Raw genomic sequence first — 14,505 nt, forward strand, 5'->3', positions numbered from 1 at the left:
ACGTCGCAAAGTCACAAAGGACTCTCCATGAGCACTGCCACTCCCGACAGGATCAAGGTCCTGTGGTTTCTCCCGACCCATGGCGACAGCCGCTATCTCGGCACCTCCGAGGGGGGCAGGGCGGTCGATCTGCCTTATCTCACCCAGGTCGCCAAGGCTGCCGACGCCATCGGCTACTACGGCGCGCTGCTGCCGACCGGGCGCAGTTGCGAGGACAGCTGGGTGGTGGCATCGGCGCTGGCGCCGCTGACGCAGCGGCTGCGCTTCCTCGTCGCGGTGCGGCCAGGGCTGCAGTCGCCGACGCTCGCGGCGCGCATGACCTCGACGCTCGACCGCATTTCCGGCGGGCGTCTGCTGATCAATGTGGTCACCGGCGGCGACCCGGTCGAGAACAAGGGCGACGGCATCTTCCTCAGCCATGACGAGCGCTATGAGGTGACGCGGGAATTCCTCGATATCTACAAGGCGGTGCTCAGCGGCGAAACCGTCGCGTTCGAGGGCAAGCATTTCCATATCGAGGACGGCCGGCTGCTGTTCCCGCCGGTGCAGACGCCGCATCCGCCGCTCTATTTCGGCGGCTCGTCGGAGGCGGCCAACGCGGTCGCTGCCGAGCAGATCGACAAGTACCTGACCTGGGGCGAGTCGCCGGCGGACGTGGCTGCCAAGGTCGAGCATGTGCGCGGCCTTGCCGAAAAAGCCGGCCGCGAAGTGAGCTTTGGCATCCGATTGCATGTCATCGTCCGTGAGACCAATGACGAGGCATGGGCGGACGCAGATCGCCTGATCAGCCGTCTCGATGACAAGACGATTGCCGAGGCCCAAAAGGTTTTCGCGCGTATGGATTCGGTCGGCCAGTCGCGCATGAGCCGGTTGCATGGCGGCAGCCGCGACAAGCTCGAAATCAGCCCGAACCTGTGGGCTGGCGTCGGCCTCGTGCGCGGCGGCGCCGGCACCGCTTTGGTCGGCGATGCGGCGACCGTGGCGGAGCGGATCGACGAATACCGGCGCATCGGCATCGATACCTTCATCCTGTCCGGTTATCCGCATCTGGAAGAGGCCTATCGCTTCGGCGAACTCGTGCTGCCGCTGTTGCCGCTCGATCATGAAATCTCGACGCGGCCGACGAATGTGAACATGGGGCCGTTCGGCGAAACCGTGGCCGGCGATCATCGACCGTCGGCTCTGCGCGCGAGCCAATCTTGAGCGCTTCCCAAATGGCCAGGAAACCGGCGGTCGCCGTCATTGGCGGCGGCTTTTCCGGTGCCGCAACCGCCTTTCACCTGGCGCGGCTGCTGCCGACTGGTGTGGCCGATATCGTGGTCGTCGAACCGCGCGAGGCGCTCGGCCATGGGTTGGCCTATTCGACGGCCGATCCTTCTCACCGCATCAACGTGCGAGCATCCAGGATGACGTTGATCTCCACCGAGGCCAGCCATTTTTCCGACTGGCTGGAGCAGACCGGCGCCATTCTGGACGATACGCAGGCCATCGCCGCCAGCGGCGCGATCTACCCGCAGCGTCGGGTTTTCGGCCGCTATGTCGAATCCCACCTGCAGCCCTTCCTGCAAAGCAAGGCGATCCGCCATGTCAGGGCCGAAGTTGCGTCGGTCGAGCGCAGTGGTGAGGGCTACAGGCTCGTCCTGTCCGATGGCGCAACGCTTGCCGCCGACGCCGTGGTGATCGCGGCGACGCATCCATTGCCGGCCCTGCCGGTACCGCTGCGCAGCGTAGCCGCCGCTGCCGGACTGGTGGCCAATCCCTACGATCTCGAACGGCTGCAGGCGATTGGGCGCGACGACCATGTTCTCATCGTCGGCACCGGTCTGACCTCGGCGGACGTCATTGCAACGCTCGATCGCAGAGGTCATCGCGGCCGCATCACAGCACTGTCGCGCCATGGCTATCGCTCGCATGTGCAGGCCGCGATGCAGGGCGATCCGATTGGCGACTTCACCAGCCTGCCTTCGCGCAGTGCGACAGAGCTGCTCCGGCGCATCCGGGCCACGATCGCGGCAGCGACGCGACAGGGCGAAGACTGGTATCCCATCCTCGACGCTGTCCGGCGTCAGGGGCAGGCGATCTGGCAGGCCTTGCCGCTCGCCGAGCAACGCCGCGTGGTGCGCCATCTTCGCGCGCTCTGGGACGTGCATCGCTTCCGCGTCGCGCCGCAGGTAGCGGCCGTGCTGGATCGTCGTCTTGCCGAGGGCACGCTCGCTTATCGCGCCGCATCGATTGTCGCGGCCGAAGAGGCCGGCGGGCGTATCCGCGTCACGCTGCGGCCAAGGCGCCAACACAGCCGCATCGTCGAAGCGTTCGACAGCGTGATTGTGACGACCGGCCCGGCGCATGCTGACATTCTTCGCACCAACACGGCGATTGCCACCCTTGGACATCGGGGCTTGGTCCGTCTTGACCCGACCGGCCTTGGTCTGGAGACCGACGGACAGGGCCGCGCGGTCGGCGCGTCAGGTCAGCCGGCTGACAATATTTTCGTCAGTGGGCCACTGGCGCGCGGCAGCGTCGGCGAACTGATGGGAATTCCCGAAGTCACCGCGCATGCCGAGGGCATCGCTGCCGAAATTCACCAATGGTTGGGATACCAAACGACGTTGCGTCGCAAGGCGTCGTGACGCCGCAAACACGATGAGGCTATCCAGATGACTCTGACCGAACGCATTCTCCTTGATGAAACCCGGATCCCGCTGAAATTTGCGATGCGACATCTGGCCGGAGCCGTCTCCGTGGTCACCGCAGGTGTCGGCGACGAGCGGACGGGAGCGACCGTCACCACCGCCCACTCCTTGTCGGTCGAACCGGAGGTGATGGTCGTCAGCATCAACCTGAGCTCATCGACATGGACGGCCATCAACCGGCACCGGCATTTCTGCGTGAATGTGCTGCGTGCCGACCAGATTGCGATTGCCGACCGTTTTGCCGGACGCGGCGGCCTCAAGGGGCAGGCGCGTTACGAGGGCGCTCGCTGGTCCAGCCACGCGACCGGCGCACTGGCACTTGAAGGCGCACTTGCCGCGGTCGACTGCACCGTAGAGGACACCATTGTTCGCCACAGCCACGCGCTGATCCTCGGCACCGTACGGCATGTGGTGATCGGCGAGCCAGGTCCAGCACTGATCTACCATCATGGCGCATATGGATCGTCGTGAGTGCCGGCGTCGATCGTTCGCTTTGAGTAGAGATCGTCTGGACAATCCAAACTTTCGAGTCTTGCGAAAACACACGGCGCGTTTTTCTGGTTCGCTGGACCATACAGAACGGTGCGGGAAACCTTCTGATTTTGGCCCACGAAATAGCCAATGAAATCAATAGTTCTCACCCGCCCTCAGAGGCTAACATAATCGTTATTTATCAATTGGTTACGAAGCGGTTAGCCCAAATTGATTCAAGAAGCCGATCCAGCCACTCGCCCACCGTATTTATCTTCTACCGAATGGCAGCTTTGCGCCTATATCGGTCATCGAGGCGAACTTTGCCTCCGCCTGGAAGCAGACATTGCGGTTGACCACGCTGGCGGTCGTGGTCGCGCCGGGACCGGACATTGCATGGCTGGCATGTGCGTCATCATGCCCGCAGCTTGTCGAGCAAGGTCTTAGCCTCTTTCAAATCGAGCGTGTCGAAGCCTTCGGTGAACCAGCCGTAGGTCGGCGCGAGCAGGTCGTGCGCCTCGGCGCGCTTGCCCTGTTCGGCCAAAAGGCGCGCAAGCGATGTGGCGGCGCGCAGCTCCCAGGATTTGGCACCTTGCTTGCGAGACCGTTCGATCGCTTGGCGGAACGAGATTTCAGCCTCGTGGCGATCGCTTGGTTCCGCGGCAGCCAATATAGCACCTCGGAGCCGCAGCAATTCGGCGTCGCACCACTGCTCGCGGGTCCGGCTCACCTGGTCGAGAGCCCGATCGATCAGGCGCACGCCGTCCGACGCGCGATTGACACTCCCGAGCACCTCCCCGAGGAATCCCATTGTGTACGCCTGCGTCACTTGCGTTCCGACGGCCTGCATCCGGGCCAGGCTATCCTCAATTTGGGCGATCGCTCGCTCCTTCTGGCCCTGCTTCGCCGAGAGCCATCCCTTCTGCTGGGCGGCCATGGAAACCCAGAAGGGATAGGCCTGCTCGGTCGCGAAAGTGAGCGCACGGTTGATCCGCTCCTCGGCTTCGGCCACCTCGCGTCGGAAAATTCGTAACCACGCTGCCCATACCAGCACGTAAGCGCGGCTGAAGGGGTGCGCCAATCGCTCGGCCAAGACAAGGGCGTCTTCCATCCGGGTCAGCGCCTGGTCGGGGTAGCCGAGGTGCCAAAGCACCGCTGACCCACGACATAAGCAAATCGGTCCGGGATCCTGGCCGTAGAGGGCGAGATGAGCTCGATGTCGCTGTGGGCGATACGCTTCGGAGGCCAGCTCTAGATGTTTCCGTGCCTCCCTGAAGTCGCCGCGCCAAGAACAGCTGACCCCCCGAGCATAATGGGCTTCGACCACCCACACGGGATCGTTACTCTGCAGGGCAAGGTCGAGAAGCCGTCCGCTCAGCTCGTGCGCCGCCGTGAGTTCGGCGCGCGTGGCCGAGTAGATGGCCAGGCCGAGCAGAACCGGGAAGACAACCGCATCTTCTGACATCACCTCGCAGAGGCGGCGCGCGCGAGAATAAATCGGCTCGACCTCGGCATTTGCGTAGCCATTCTTGGCGGTGAGCACGCGGCCGAGCACCGTTAGCGCTGCGAGCTCCCGTCGCTTGCGCTCTGGGCCTGCGGGGAGCGTTTCGATTAAGTTCAGCGCTTTCTGCAGATGGCTCTGGGCCTCATCGTTGGCCGAACGGTCGTTGGCGCTCTCTCCCGCGCGCTGCCAATAGCTGATGGCCTGAAGGGAGAGGCCTGCAGCCGTATAGTGCTGAGCCACGATCTCGGGCTCGTGTTCGACGACCTCGCCGAAATGCTGCTCGAGCGCGTGGGCGATCCGGGTGTGCAGCTGCTGGCGGCGACTGCGCAACAAGGTGGAATAGGCGGCATCTCCCACCAACGCGTGCTTGAAGATGCACGTCGCGTGCGGCGGCCGACCGCGCGCGATCACGAGTTCGGCGCTGATTAGTTGGTCGAGTGCGCCATGCAGTTCCCGTTCCTCGCGTTGCGCGACCGCCGCCAGCAGCTCATAAGAAAATTCGCGGCCGATGGCGGCGCCAATCTGCGCGACCTCCCGCGCTGGCGTCATTAGCCGATCGAGCCGCGCCAGCAGAGAATCCTGCAGGGTTGCCGGGATCGCCAATGGTGGCAGCGGGCCCGAGAGTGCGTAACGGTCGCCTTCATCGGTCAGCACGTCAGATTCAATTACGGCCTTGGTCACCTCCTCGAGGAACAGGGGCACGCCGTCTGTCTTGGCCACCATCTGCTCTAGCAACCCGCCCGGCAGCGCCTTGCCCCCGGTCAACCGCTCCACCAGGGCCGCGCCCTGTCGGCGGCTTAAGCGGTTCAGCGCGAGCGAGGTGACTTGCGGGTGATCGATCCACCGCGGCTCGAACTCAGGGCGGAAACTGAAGATCGCCAGTACCGCAAGGCGGGGGATCTGCTGGACCAATCGGTCGAGAAGCTCTAGCGAAGTTGGATCGATCCAGTGGATATCCTCGAAAACCATCAGCACGGGCTGGCGGGCCGCTAAGCCAATAAGCTGTCGGGCCAGAGCATCGAGGATCAGCTCCTTCTGGCGCTGAGGGCTGAGGTTCAGGGGTGCGTAGCGGTTGCCTACCGGAAGCGAAAGAAACGCCGACAACAAAGGGGCGACTTCCCGGACCTTGTCTGTGGACCGTGCCAAGAGACGCTCTAGCTTGTCGAGTTTTACGCTCGGCGAATCGTCTGGATGGAAGCCAGCCGCGCGGGTGAGCTGGATAATCGACGGGCGAAGGGCGCTATTTGCGTGGAACGGCGAGCACTGGCAGCGGATGCGGATGTGCGGCCGGTCCCGCAGGCGCTCGCGGAGCGCCTGAATCAGGTGCGACTTGCCGATGCCGGGCTCGCCGGAGAGCAGGACCACCTGCCCCTCGCCGGACGCGGCCTTGCCCCAGAGCTCCGCGAGCAGAGCAAGCTCGTGCTCGCGCCCAACAGTGGGGGCGAGGCCGCTCGTCGCGCGCGCTTCGAACCGGGTCTCGGCGGTACTCTCGCGAAGCACGCGCCACGCGCGGATCGGGGCGTCGAACCCTTTCAGGTCGTGCAGACCCAGGTCGGTGAACTCGAACAGCCCACCGAGTAGTTGGCGCGTCGCGAGCGGGATCACGATCTGGCCGGGCGCCGCCAATGCTTGCAGCCGGGCCGCTAAGTTTGGCGACTCGCCGACCACCGCTTCCTCCTGCGCCGCTCCTTCGCCGATGAGGTCGCCCACCACCACCAGCCCCGTTGCGATGCCGACACGTATCGCCAGCGCCGCTTGTGCCGGGGTCGCGAGCCTTGCGATCGAATCAACGACCGCCAGCCCCGCGCGCACGGCTCGCTCTGCGTCGTCCTCATGCGCTTTCGGATAGCCAAAATACACCAGCACGCCGTCGCCCATGTATTTAGCCACAAACCCGCCAAAGCGACGCACGGCCTCGGCAACGCACTTCTGATAGGCCGCAATCACCTCACGCAAATCCTCAGGGTCCATTCGCGCGGAGAGTGCAGTCGAGCCGACAAGGTCCGAGAACATCACGGTGACCTGGCGGCGCTCGGCGGTGTCTTTCGCGGCGTTGTCGATTGCCTGAGGCGCATCGGATAACAGCGATGTTGGTGCGCTTACTTGAGCGCGCAAGGCTGCGATGGCGTCGAGCAGCTTACGACGATGTCCGACAAATCCGACACCAAGATCCTTCAAGTCCTCGGCCGTCAACCTCGGCAGGACCGTGTCGTCGATCTTATTCTCGCGGAAGGAGGCCTCATACTGTTCAAGGCCAAGCCTCCGCAGCCAACCTCCAACGTCCATGGTGGCGCCCCTGGCTTGCCTACCCACGCATGATCCACCAGGGGAGACAGCCTGTCTAGGACCGGGTTTTGAATGACCGGTTCGGGTCAGTTTGAGACTTCCGACCCACCGGATTGAATATCTGCATCCTCACGCGTTCCTACCAGAACCGGTCGGGCCGCTTCCGGCCCCAACTGCGGCCACTCTGGAGCATCGCTCTGCCCGTTCGCAAATGATGTTTGCTAAAGTCGACTGTATGGCGTCACGGGACCGTGCGGAACGATACGGGAAGATTTCTGATTTTGGCCCACGAAAAACTCAACAAATCAACGTTTTGATATACCCGCCGGGCCCACCAACTTGTTACAAATCAGTGATTTATGCTTGATTCTTTGAGTTTGAATTTAGCGTTATCGGGTAAGTCTCTGCCTTTTGTGTGAAATGGTTTTGGGCCCGTTCATCAATTTTCTCCGTTTCATCGATGGCGCCTGTCACACGTAGCTCAACCCTCCCGGTCTCGAAAGACCCTGCAACGATGCGTGCGGTAATCGGGGGCAACGACGTACAATTAGGCGGGTTCTGAACTCTGTGGCGAGGAGAAGTATGAAGACGACTACCTGGGCGCGTCCAGATCGTCGTCCATCAGGATACGTGCCGCAGCCCCGTCCAGATCCTCGTACTGCTCATTTCGCAATGTCCACATGAAAGCCGCCAGACCCAGCAGGCCGAGCAGGATTGCGACGGGGACAAGGAAAGCCAGATAGCTCATGTCGCCGCCTTCAATGTCTGGGCGGAAGCCAGGCCTGACGCCCCGCGCCTGAAAGGCGCGCGGTAACCCAGACGCATGGCATTGGCCACCACCAACACAGACGAGAGCGACATCGCGCCCGCCGCCACGAGCGGCGTGATGTAGCCACAGACGGCAAAAGGCACCGCAATGGCGTTGTAGCCGACTGCCAGGGCAAAGTTTTGCCGGATCAGCTTTCCGGCGTTGCGCGAAATCTCGTAGGCATCGGCGACGCTCGCAAGGCTTTCCTTCAGGAACACGAAGTCGGCTGCATTGCGGCCGACATCGGCGGCGGTCGCAGGAGCCATGGAGACGTGCGCGGCCGCCAGCGCCGGCGCGTCGTTCAGCCCGTCTCCCACCATCAACACCCTGGAGTGGGCAGCGGTGAGAGCCGCGATCCGCTCAACCTTGTCGGATGGAAGCATTTCCGCCGTGAAATCATCGACGCCGAGGTTCGAAGCCAGATTGGCCACGGCAGATTGGCGGTCACCGGACAGGATCCCGACACTGAGGCCCTGCCGGCGCAATCGATCGATCGTCGAACGTGCGCCGCCTCGTATGGTGTCTTCAAATATCAACCGTGCCAGTTGCTGCCCGTTCTGGACCAGCAGCGACACAGAAAACCAGCCGTCCGCGCCTTCCGGCATTTTGCGACCGAGCGCCCAGTCCGGTCGACCCAGGCGGTAGATGGTGGTTCCCGTCCTGGCTTCGAGGCCGCGGCCGGGGTATTCGGCGAGGCTGTTCATCGGGGTCGCTCCAACCGAGCCTTGCGGTGCGGCGGCCAGAATCGCGACGGACATTGGATGCCTCGATCCCGCCGCCATTTTGGCCGCAAGCGCCAGCGCACCGGGATCAACTTCAGCCTTGTTGACGAGATGGGGCCGGCCGAGCGTCAGTGTGCCGGTCTTGTCGAACAGCACCTTGTCGACTTCGGCGAGGCGCTCGAGAGCAGAACCATCCCTTACCATTACGCCTTTTTCGAAGAGCCGCCGGGCGGCGACGACCTGCACGATCGGGACGGCAAGACCGAGCGCGCACGGGCAGGTTATGATCAGCACGGCGATGGCAATCGAAACCGATGCGTGCCAGTCCCTGGTGATGGACAGCCAGCCCAGAAAGGACAGCAAGGCGATGGAGTGCACGACAGGCGAATAGAGCGCCGAGGCACGATCCGCCAGCCTGCGATAGTGCGCCCTGCCGCCTTCGGCGGCTTCCATCATTCTGACCATTTCCGCCAGAAATGAATCCTTTGCCGCGGCTGCGGCTGTTATCGTCAGCGGCCCCGTCAGATTGAGCAGCCCGGCCTGGACCAGGGTTCCCGCAATGGCGGGCCTGGGTGCCGTCTCTCCGGTGACGACCGAACAATCGAGTTCAGAAGCGCCCTCCGTGACGATCCCGTCGACAGGGACCCTGTCGCCGGCGGCAATGAGGATGGAGGTTCCCGGCCTGATCTCGGCGATCGGGACATAGCGCCGGCCATCGGCATCCATCACGATCGCCCCCCTCGGCGCGAGGCTCGCAAGCCCCGCCACGGCCGAGCGCGCCTTTTCCCGCATCACATGGTCGAGCGTGCGGCCGATGAGCAGGAAGAACAGAAGCGATGTCGCTGCGTCGAAATAGGCATGCGGCCCACCATGGATGGTGTCGTAGAGGCTGAGCCCGAACGCCATCAGCACGCCGATGGAAATCGGCACATCCATGTTTGTCCGGCCGCTTCGCAAGGCTGTCCAGGCCGAGAAAAAGAATATTCGTCCCGAATAGACGATTGCCGGCGAGGCGAGCCCTGCGGAGATCCAGTGAAACGCCTGCCGGGTTCCGCCTTCAGCTCCGGACCAGACCGAAACCGACAGCAGCATGATGTTCATGGCGCAGAAGCCGGCGACGGCGAGCGCCTTGATCAGCCGGGAATATTCGGGACTGCGCTGGTCGGTTTCGGCGGTGAAGACATGTGAGGCGTAGCCCGCCGCTCTTAGCGCGCCAATGAGATCGGGGGCCTCATCGGCAATCGGGCGCCATTTCACGATGGTCCGTTTCATCGAAAGGTTGGCCCGGGCATATTCGACACCGGGCAAGGCAGACAGAGTGCGTTCGACTGTGGCCATGCAGGAAGCACAATGAATTTCGGGCACCGACAGGTCGGCCTGGTAAAGGCCGCCACCGAGGTTGCGGCTTACCAGGACAAGCTCTTCGCGCGGACTGGAAACCCGGTCCGCCGGACCGATCTCCAGGGCGGCCTCGGCCCCGGGTGCGCAGCAGCTCATCAGCGCTACTCCTTCGGCCCCGGCTCAAGCGAAATCGTCCTGTAGGCATGCCATGTGGCATGCCCCAGCAGCGGAAAGGTGACGATCAATCCAACCAGTCCGGTTCCAAGGCCAACAAGGGTCAGCAGCAGCACGATCGCACCCCAACTGATCATCACCGGCCGATTGTTCCAGACCAGCGAAATGCTGGTGCCCATCGCGGTAAAGGCATCCGTTCGCCGGTCAAGCAGCATGGGGACCGAAAAGGCGCTGATGGCGAAGGAGAATGCCGCGAACACCCCGCCAACCACCGTACCGACAGCCAACATTGCCCAGCCGATGGTGGTGGTGAAAAGCATCGGCGCAAGATGGTCGAGACCTAGAAATGGCCGCCAGCCGAAGAACAGCGCATAGATGATGACCGCGGCACGCATCCACAACAGCGCCAGGCCGAGCATGATGAAGCCGACGAAGAGAATCTGGGCGCCTGAGGCCGGCCGCACAAAAATCATCCTGGCAAGAGAGACGGCTTTGCCCTGTTCCAATGCTCGGCTTTTTTCGTAGAGGCCGACCGCGATCAGCGGGCCGACCACCATGAAGGCCGCAGTGGCGGGAAACAGGATGTAGTCGAGGCGAAACAGGAAAAGCCCGCCGACGATCACGGCGGACACGGCAAAGACTGCCAGCCCATACGCGAGACTGGGCGCCGGCGTCGCCATCAGGTCGTGCCAGCCGTCGCGCAGCCAGCCGAACGCGGCGCTGGCCGGGAGACCGCGGTTACGCGATGCGACACGGACGAATTCTTCGTCGGTTGCCAGATGGAGATCACTCATTCCCATGATCCTTCCTGTCGTTTCGCCGGTTGCGCAGCTTGAGCGTCAGCACGACGAACTGGCCGCAGCGTAGCTGTTCTTCGTGGGGTCGCCGGGTTCCTTCAGATGCGGCACGCAATCGGCTTGCGACGCGAAGGACACGTAGACCAGATGGACATTGGCGGCGGCGACCAGCGCCAGACCCACCGCGACCAGGACGAGCGCGACAATCCGCGAGCGTGATCGCGGCCTCGACGGCGGGGCGGGGTCCAGGCTCACCGGGGCGCCTTCTGGAGGGAGAGCACATAGAGGGCAAGTATCTTGCGCTGGGTCGCGGAGAGGCGCTGTTCCCAAGTGGGCATGGTGCCTTGCCGGCCGCCATAGACTGTCGTGGTGACGGACTGGAGGTCGCCGCCATAGATCCAGTTGCTGTCAGTCAGGTCAGGCGCACCGACGTCGCGCTTGCCCTTGGCATCGTCGCCATGACAGGCGATGCAGTTCTGTTTGAACACGTCCTGTCCGGCGGCAATGCTTTGCGGATCGGCATCGCGGCCATCGGTGGTGCCTCCGAGAGACCGCACATAGGCGACAACGTCAGCCAGCTGCTTGCTCTCGATCACCCCGTCGCGGCCAAAGGCCAACATCTGCGAGGTCCGCGTATCGGGATGGGTAGAGTTGATGCCGACCCGCAGCGTTTCAACGATTGTCTTGGGATCGCCGCCCCAGAGCCAGATACCGGCGGTGAGGTTGGGAAATCCGGGACCGCCCGTGGCTTTGGTGCCATGGCAGGCCGCACAATTGTCGCCAAACAGCGTGTGGCCGGTTTCTTCGACGATTGTCATCATCGAAGAATCGGCCTGAATTGCCGCAAAATCCATTTGATCGAACTTTTTCGTCCAGGCGGAACGCTCCAGCGTCGCATCCTTTACCAGGCGTTCGACGCTGGTCTTCTGGTCAATTCCAAGCAGGCCCTTGGTGTAGGTTTTGCCCAATGGCCAGGCAGGCATGAGGACCCAGTAGCACACGGCAAAGAGGATGGTGGTGGCCAGGAAGAAGAATACAATGCGCGGAATTGGCGTGTAGAGCTCCTTGATGCCATTCCACTCATGACCGGTCGTGACCTGTCCCGTGACGGGATCGCGCTCGCCTATTTCCATGGCTTGTCATCTCCGTCGAGAATGCTGTCTTTCGCCCTTTCGAAGCGCTTCTTGTTCGACGGCCAGAATGTGTAGACGAGGACACCTACGGCCATCGCGATCAGATAGAAAAGGCCCCAGCTTTTGGAGAAAGCGACGACAGCTTCGTGTTCCCAGCTCATTCGCCGTCCTCCGGCTGGACGACAGTTTCCGCTTGGGCGGCGCCGGTCAGGTGGCCAAGGATCTGCAGATAGGCGACCAGCGCATCCATTTCGGTAACAGTCGCCGGATTGCCGTCAAACGCTCTGACCTGCGTTGCTTCTCCATAGCGCTTGATAACGCCGGCGGCGTAATCACCGTCCGGTGCGGTCTGGCCGAGCGCATCCTGGGTCGCGTTCGCGATCATGTCGTCAGTGTAGGGAACGCCGACGTCCCTGAGAGCGGTGAGATGCTCGCCGAGGTCGTCGATGCGCAGCGGGTTGTCGCGCAGCCAGCCAAATTTGGGCATGATCGATTCCGGAACCACCGCGCGCGGGTTGATCAGGTGGGCGACCTGCCAGGCGTCGGAATATTTTCCGCCGATGCGGGCCAGATCCGGCCCCGTGCGCTTTGATCCCCACAGCATCGGATGATCGTATTTCGATTCAACGGCGAGCGAATAAGGGCCGTAGCGTTCGACTTCGTCGCGCAGGGTCCGGATCATTTGAGAATGGCAGGCGTAGCAGCCCTCGCGCATGTAGATGTTGCGGCCGGCCTGCTCCAGCGGGGTGTAGACCCGCATGTCCGGCGCGTTCTCGACCGTGTTGTCGATGGTGAACAGCGGGGCGATTTCCACGAAGCCGCCGATGCTGGAGACCACGACGATGGCGAGGACGAAGCCGATGGCGCTGCGTTCGATTTTGCGGTGAAATTCGCGCATGATCCTCTCACTCCGCCGGCTGGGCGACAGGCGCCAGATTGCGCTGCGGCGTGTCGTCGCCCGGTTGCAGCGCGGCTTGCGAATGGCCGCGGATCGTCATCCAGATGTTGTAGGAGCCGGTGATGGCGCCGAGCAGGAACAGCAGCCCGCCAAAGGCGCGCGCGATGTAATAGGGATGCATCGCCACCATGGATTCGATGAAGGAATAGGTGAGCGTTCCGTTCTCGTTGTAGGTCCGCCACATCAAACCTTGCAGAATGCCGGAATTCCACATGGCGAAGACGTAGATAACCGTTCCCGAGATCGCCAACCAGAAGTGTACCTCGACCAGTCCGGCCGAATACATCCGCTCGCGCTTCCACAATGCCGGGACCAGACAGTAGATCGAGCCGAAGGTGATCAGCGCCACCCAACCCAGGGCACCGGCATGAACGTGACCGACGGTCCAGTCCGTATAGTGGGAAAGCGCGTTGACCGGACGGATCGCCATGAACGATCCTTCAAAGGTGGTCAGGCCGTAGAAGACCGCCGCCGCCATCATGAAACGCAGCGTGGCGTCGTCGCGCACCTTGTGCCAGGCGCCGTTCAGCGTTGCGAGCGCGTTTCCCGCCGAGGCCCAGGATGGCACCAGGAGGACCAGCGAGAACGTCATGCCCAGCGTCTGCACCCATTCGGGCAGGGCGGTGTAATGCAGGTGGTGTGACCCCGCCCACATATACATGAAGGTGATGCCCCAGAAGCTGATGATCGACAGCCGGTAGGAATAGATCGGCCGGCCGGCGCGCTTCGGCAGGTAGTAGTACATCATCCCGAGAAAGCCGGAGGTGAGGAAGAACGCGACGGCGTTGTGGCCGTACCACCACTGGGTCATGGCGTCCTGAACGCCGGAGAACGCCGAATAGCTTTTGGCATGGCCGAACGACACCGGGACGGCGAGATTGTTCACGATATGGAGGATCGCCACGACCAGGATGAAGGCCATGTAGTACCAGTTGGCGACATAGATGTGTGGCTCCTTGCGGCGAGCCAGCGTGCGAATGTAGATCGCGAAATACACCACCCAGACAATGACCAGCCAGATATCGGCGTACCATTCCGGTTCCGCATATTCCTTCGATTGCGTGACGCCCATGAAATAGCCACTCGCGGCCAGGACGCAGAACAGATTGTAGCCGAGCAGGACGAACCAGGGGCTGAACTGGTCGGGCAGCCGGGCGCGCGACGTTCGCTGCAGCACATGGAAAGACGTGGCGATCAGCGCGTTGCCGCCGAAGCCGAAGATCACGCCGCTGGTATGAACCGGCCGCAAGCGGCCAAAGCTTGCCCAGGCCGCGTCGAAGGTCAGATCGGGCCAGGCCAGCAGGCTCGCCACCCAGACGCCGAAGAGCATGCCGACCATGGCCCAGATCATGGTCAGGATGACGCCGACCTTGCTCGGGTCGTCATAATAGTGATCCAGGCGTTCGGCAGAGGGCTCGGGGGCATAGAGCGCCGAAAGCATGACGAAGAGCATCGCAAGGCTGGCAACAACGACGATAAAGCCATGCACGCCGATCGGATCGCTGCGACCGGCTGCCGCCATAGCCAGTCCGACCATGGTCATCAGGATCAGCACGACGATTGAAAGTTGGCGTTCGCCGGATGTCAGTTGAGCGAGCATGTGCGTCCACCGTCAGAT

General features: G+C 62.8%; 12 protein-coding genes. 3 read left to right on the plus strand and 9 right to left on the minus strand.

Going from position 1 to position 14,505, the window contains the following annotated elements:
• Positions 1-27 precede the first annotated feature (27 nt).
• Genes ssuD through AC1DYJ_RS26545 form a run of 3 tightly spaced genes read left to right on the plus strand, consistent with a single transcriptional unit; the run spans position 28 to position 3,164 of the window.
• On the plus strand, positions 28-1,203 hold the full coding sequence (ssuD, locus tag AC1DYJ_RS26535; RefSeq protein ID WP_477284948.1) for an FMNH2-dependent alkanesulfonate monooxygenase: 1,176 nt from the start codon (positions 28-30) through the stop codon (positions 1,201-1,203).
• A gap of 11 nt (positions 1,204-1,214) precedes the next feature.
• Positions 1,215-2,630 (plus strand): FAD/NAD(P)-binding protein, encoded by a 1,416-nt coding sequence (locus tag AC1DYJ_RS26540; RefSeq protein WP_477426301.1) that lies wholly within the window; start codon positions 1,215-1,217, stop codon positions 2,628-2,630.
• Between the two features lie 27 nt (positions 2,631-2,657).
• Entirely contained in the window at positions 2,658-3,164 is a 507-nt protein-coding gene (locus tag AC1DYJ_RS26545; protein WP_477284944.1) for a flavin reductase family protein, read from the plus strand.
• 415 nt (positions 3,165-3,579) lie between these two features.
• Here AC1DYJ_RS26545 and AC1DYJ_RS26550 read toward each other — a convergent pair whose 3' ends face one another.
• The 9 genes from AC1DYJ_RS26550 to ccoN all read right to left on the minus strand — a co-directional run bounded on the left by AC1DYJ_RS26550 (position 3,580) and on the right by ccoN (position 14,487).
• On the minus strand, positions 3,580-6,954 hold the full coding sequence (locus AC1DYJ_RS26550; protein WP_477284942.1) for an adenylate/guanylate cyclase domain-containing protein: 3,375 nt from the start codon (positions 6,952-6,954) through the stop codon (positions 3,580-3,582).
• A gap of 592 nt (positions 6,955-7,546) precedes the next feature.
• Positions 7,547-7,702 (minus strand): cbb3-type cytochrome oxidase assembly protein CcoS, encoded by a 156-nt coding sequence (ccoS, locus tag AC1DYJ_RS26555; protein ID WP_477284940.1) that lies wholly within the window; start codon positions 7,700-7,702, stop codon positions 7,547-7,549.
• Positions 7,699-9,981 carry a cation-translocating P-type ATPase gene (locus tag AC1DYJ_RS26560; protein ID WP_477284938.1) on the minus strand — a complete coding sequence of 761 codons (2,283 nt, stop codon included), beginning with the start codon at positions 9,979-9,981 and terminating at the stop codon, positions 7,699-7,701. The genes ccoS and AC1DYJ_RS26560 overlap by 4 nt, the downstream gene beginning before the upstream one ends.
• A gap of 5 nt (positions 9,982-9,986) precedes the next feature.
• Positions 9,987-10,793 (minus strand): DUF2189 domain-containing protein, encoded by an 807-nt coding sequence (locus tag AC1DYJ_RS26565; protein WP_477284936.1) that lies wholly within the window; start codon positions 10,791-10,793, stop codon positions 9,987-9,989.
• Positions 10,794-10,838: 45 nt separating this feature from the next.
• Positions 10,839-11,051 (minus strand): hypothetical protein, encoded by a 213-nt coding sequence (locus tag AC1DYJ_RS26570; RefSeq protein WP_477284935.1) that lies wholly within the window; start codon positions 11,049-11,051, stop codon positions 10,839-10,841.
• A complete protein-coding gene (ccoP, locus tag AC1DYJ_RS26575; protein ID WP_477284933.1) occupies positions 11,048-11,929 on the minus strand; it encodes a cytochrome-c oxidase, cbb3-type subunit III in 882 nt (293 codons plus the stop codon). The genes AC1DYJ_RS26570 and ccoP overlap by 4 nt, the downstream gene beginning before the upstream one ends.
• The gene (locus AC1DYJ_RS26580; RefSeq protein WP_379092680.1) at positions 11,920-12,090 is read right to left on the minus strand and encodes a cbb3-type cytochrome c oxidase subunit 3; all 171 of its coding nucleotides are present in this window, start codon (positions 12,088-12,090) and stop codon (positions 11,920-11,922) included. Before AC1DYJ_RS26580 ends, ccoP begins: the two co-directional genes overlap by 10 nt.
• Entirely contained in the window at positions 12,087-12,827 is a 741-nt protein-coding gene (ccoO, locus tag AC1DYJ_RS26585; RefSeq protein WP_477284931.1) for a cytochrome-c oxidase, cbb3-type subunit II, read from the minus strand. Before ccoO ends, AC1DYJ_RS26580 begins: the two co-directional genes overlap by 4 nt.
• A 7-nt stretch (positions 12,828-12,834) precedes the next feature.
• Positions 12,835-14,487, minus strand: coding sequence for a cytochrome-c oxidase, cbb3-type subunit I (ccoN, locus tag AC1DYJ_RS26590; RefSeq protein WP_477284929.1), 1,653 nt, complete (start codon positions 14,485-14,487; stop codon positions 12,835-12,837).
• Positions 14,488-14,505 lie beyond the last annotated feature (18 nt).

It is taken from the genome of Mesorhizobium sp. P2_B11 (assembly GCF_056404855.1).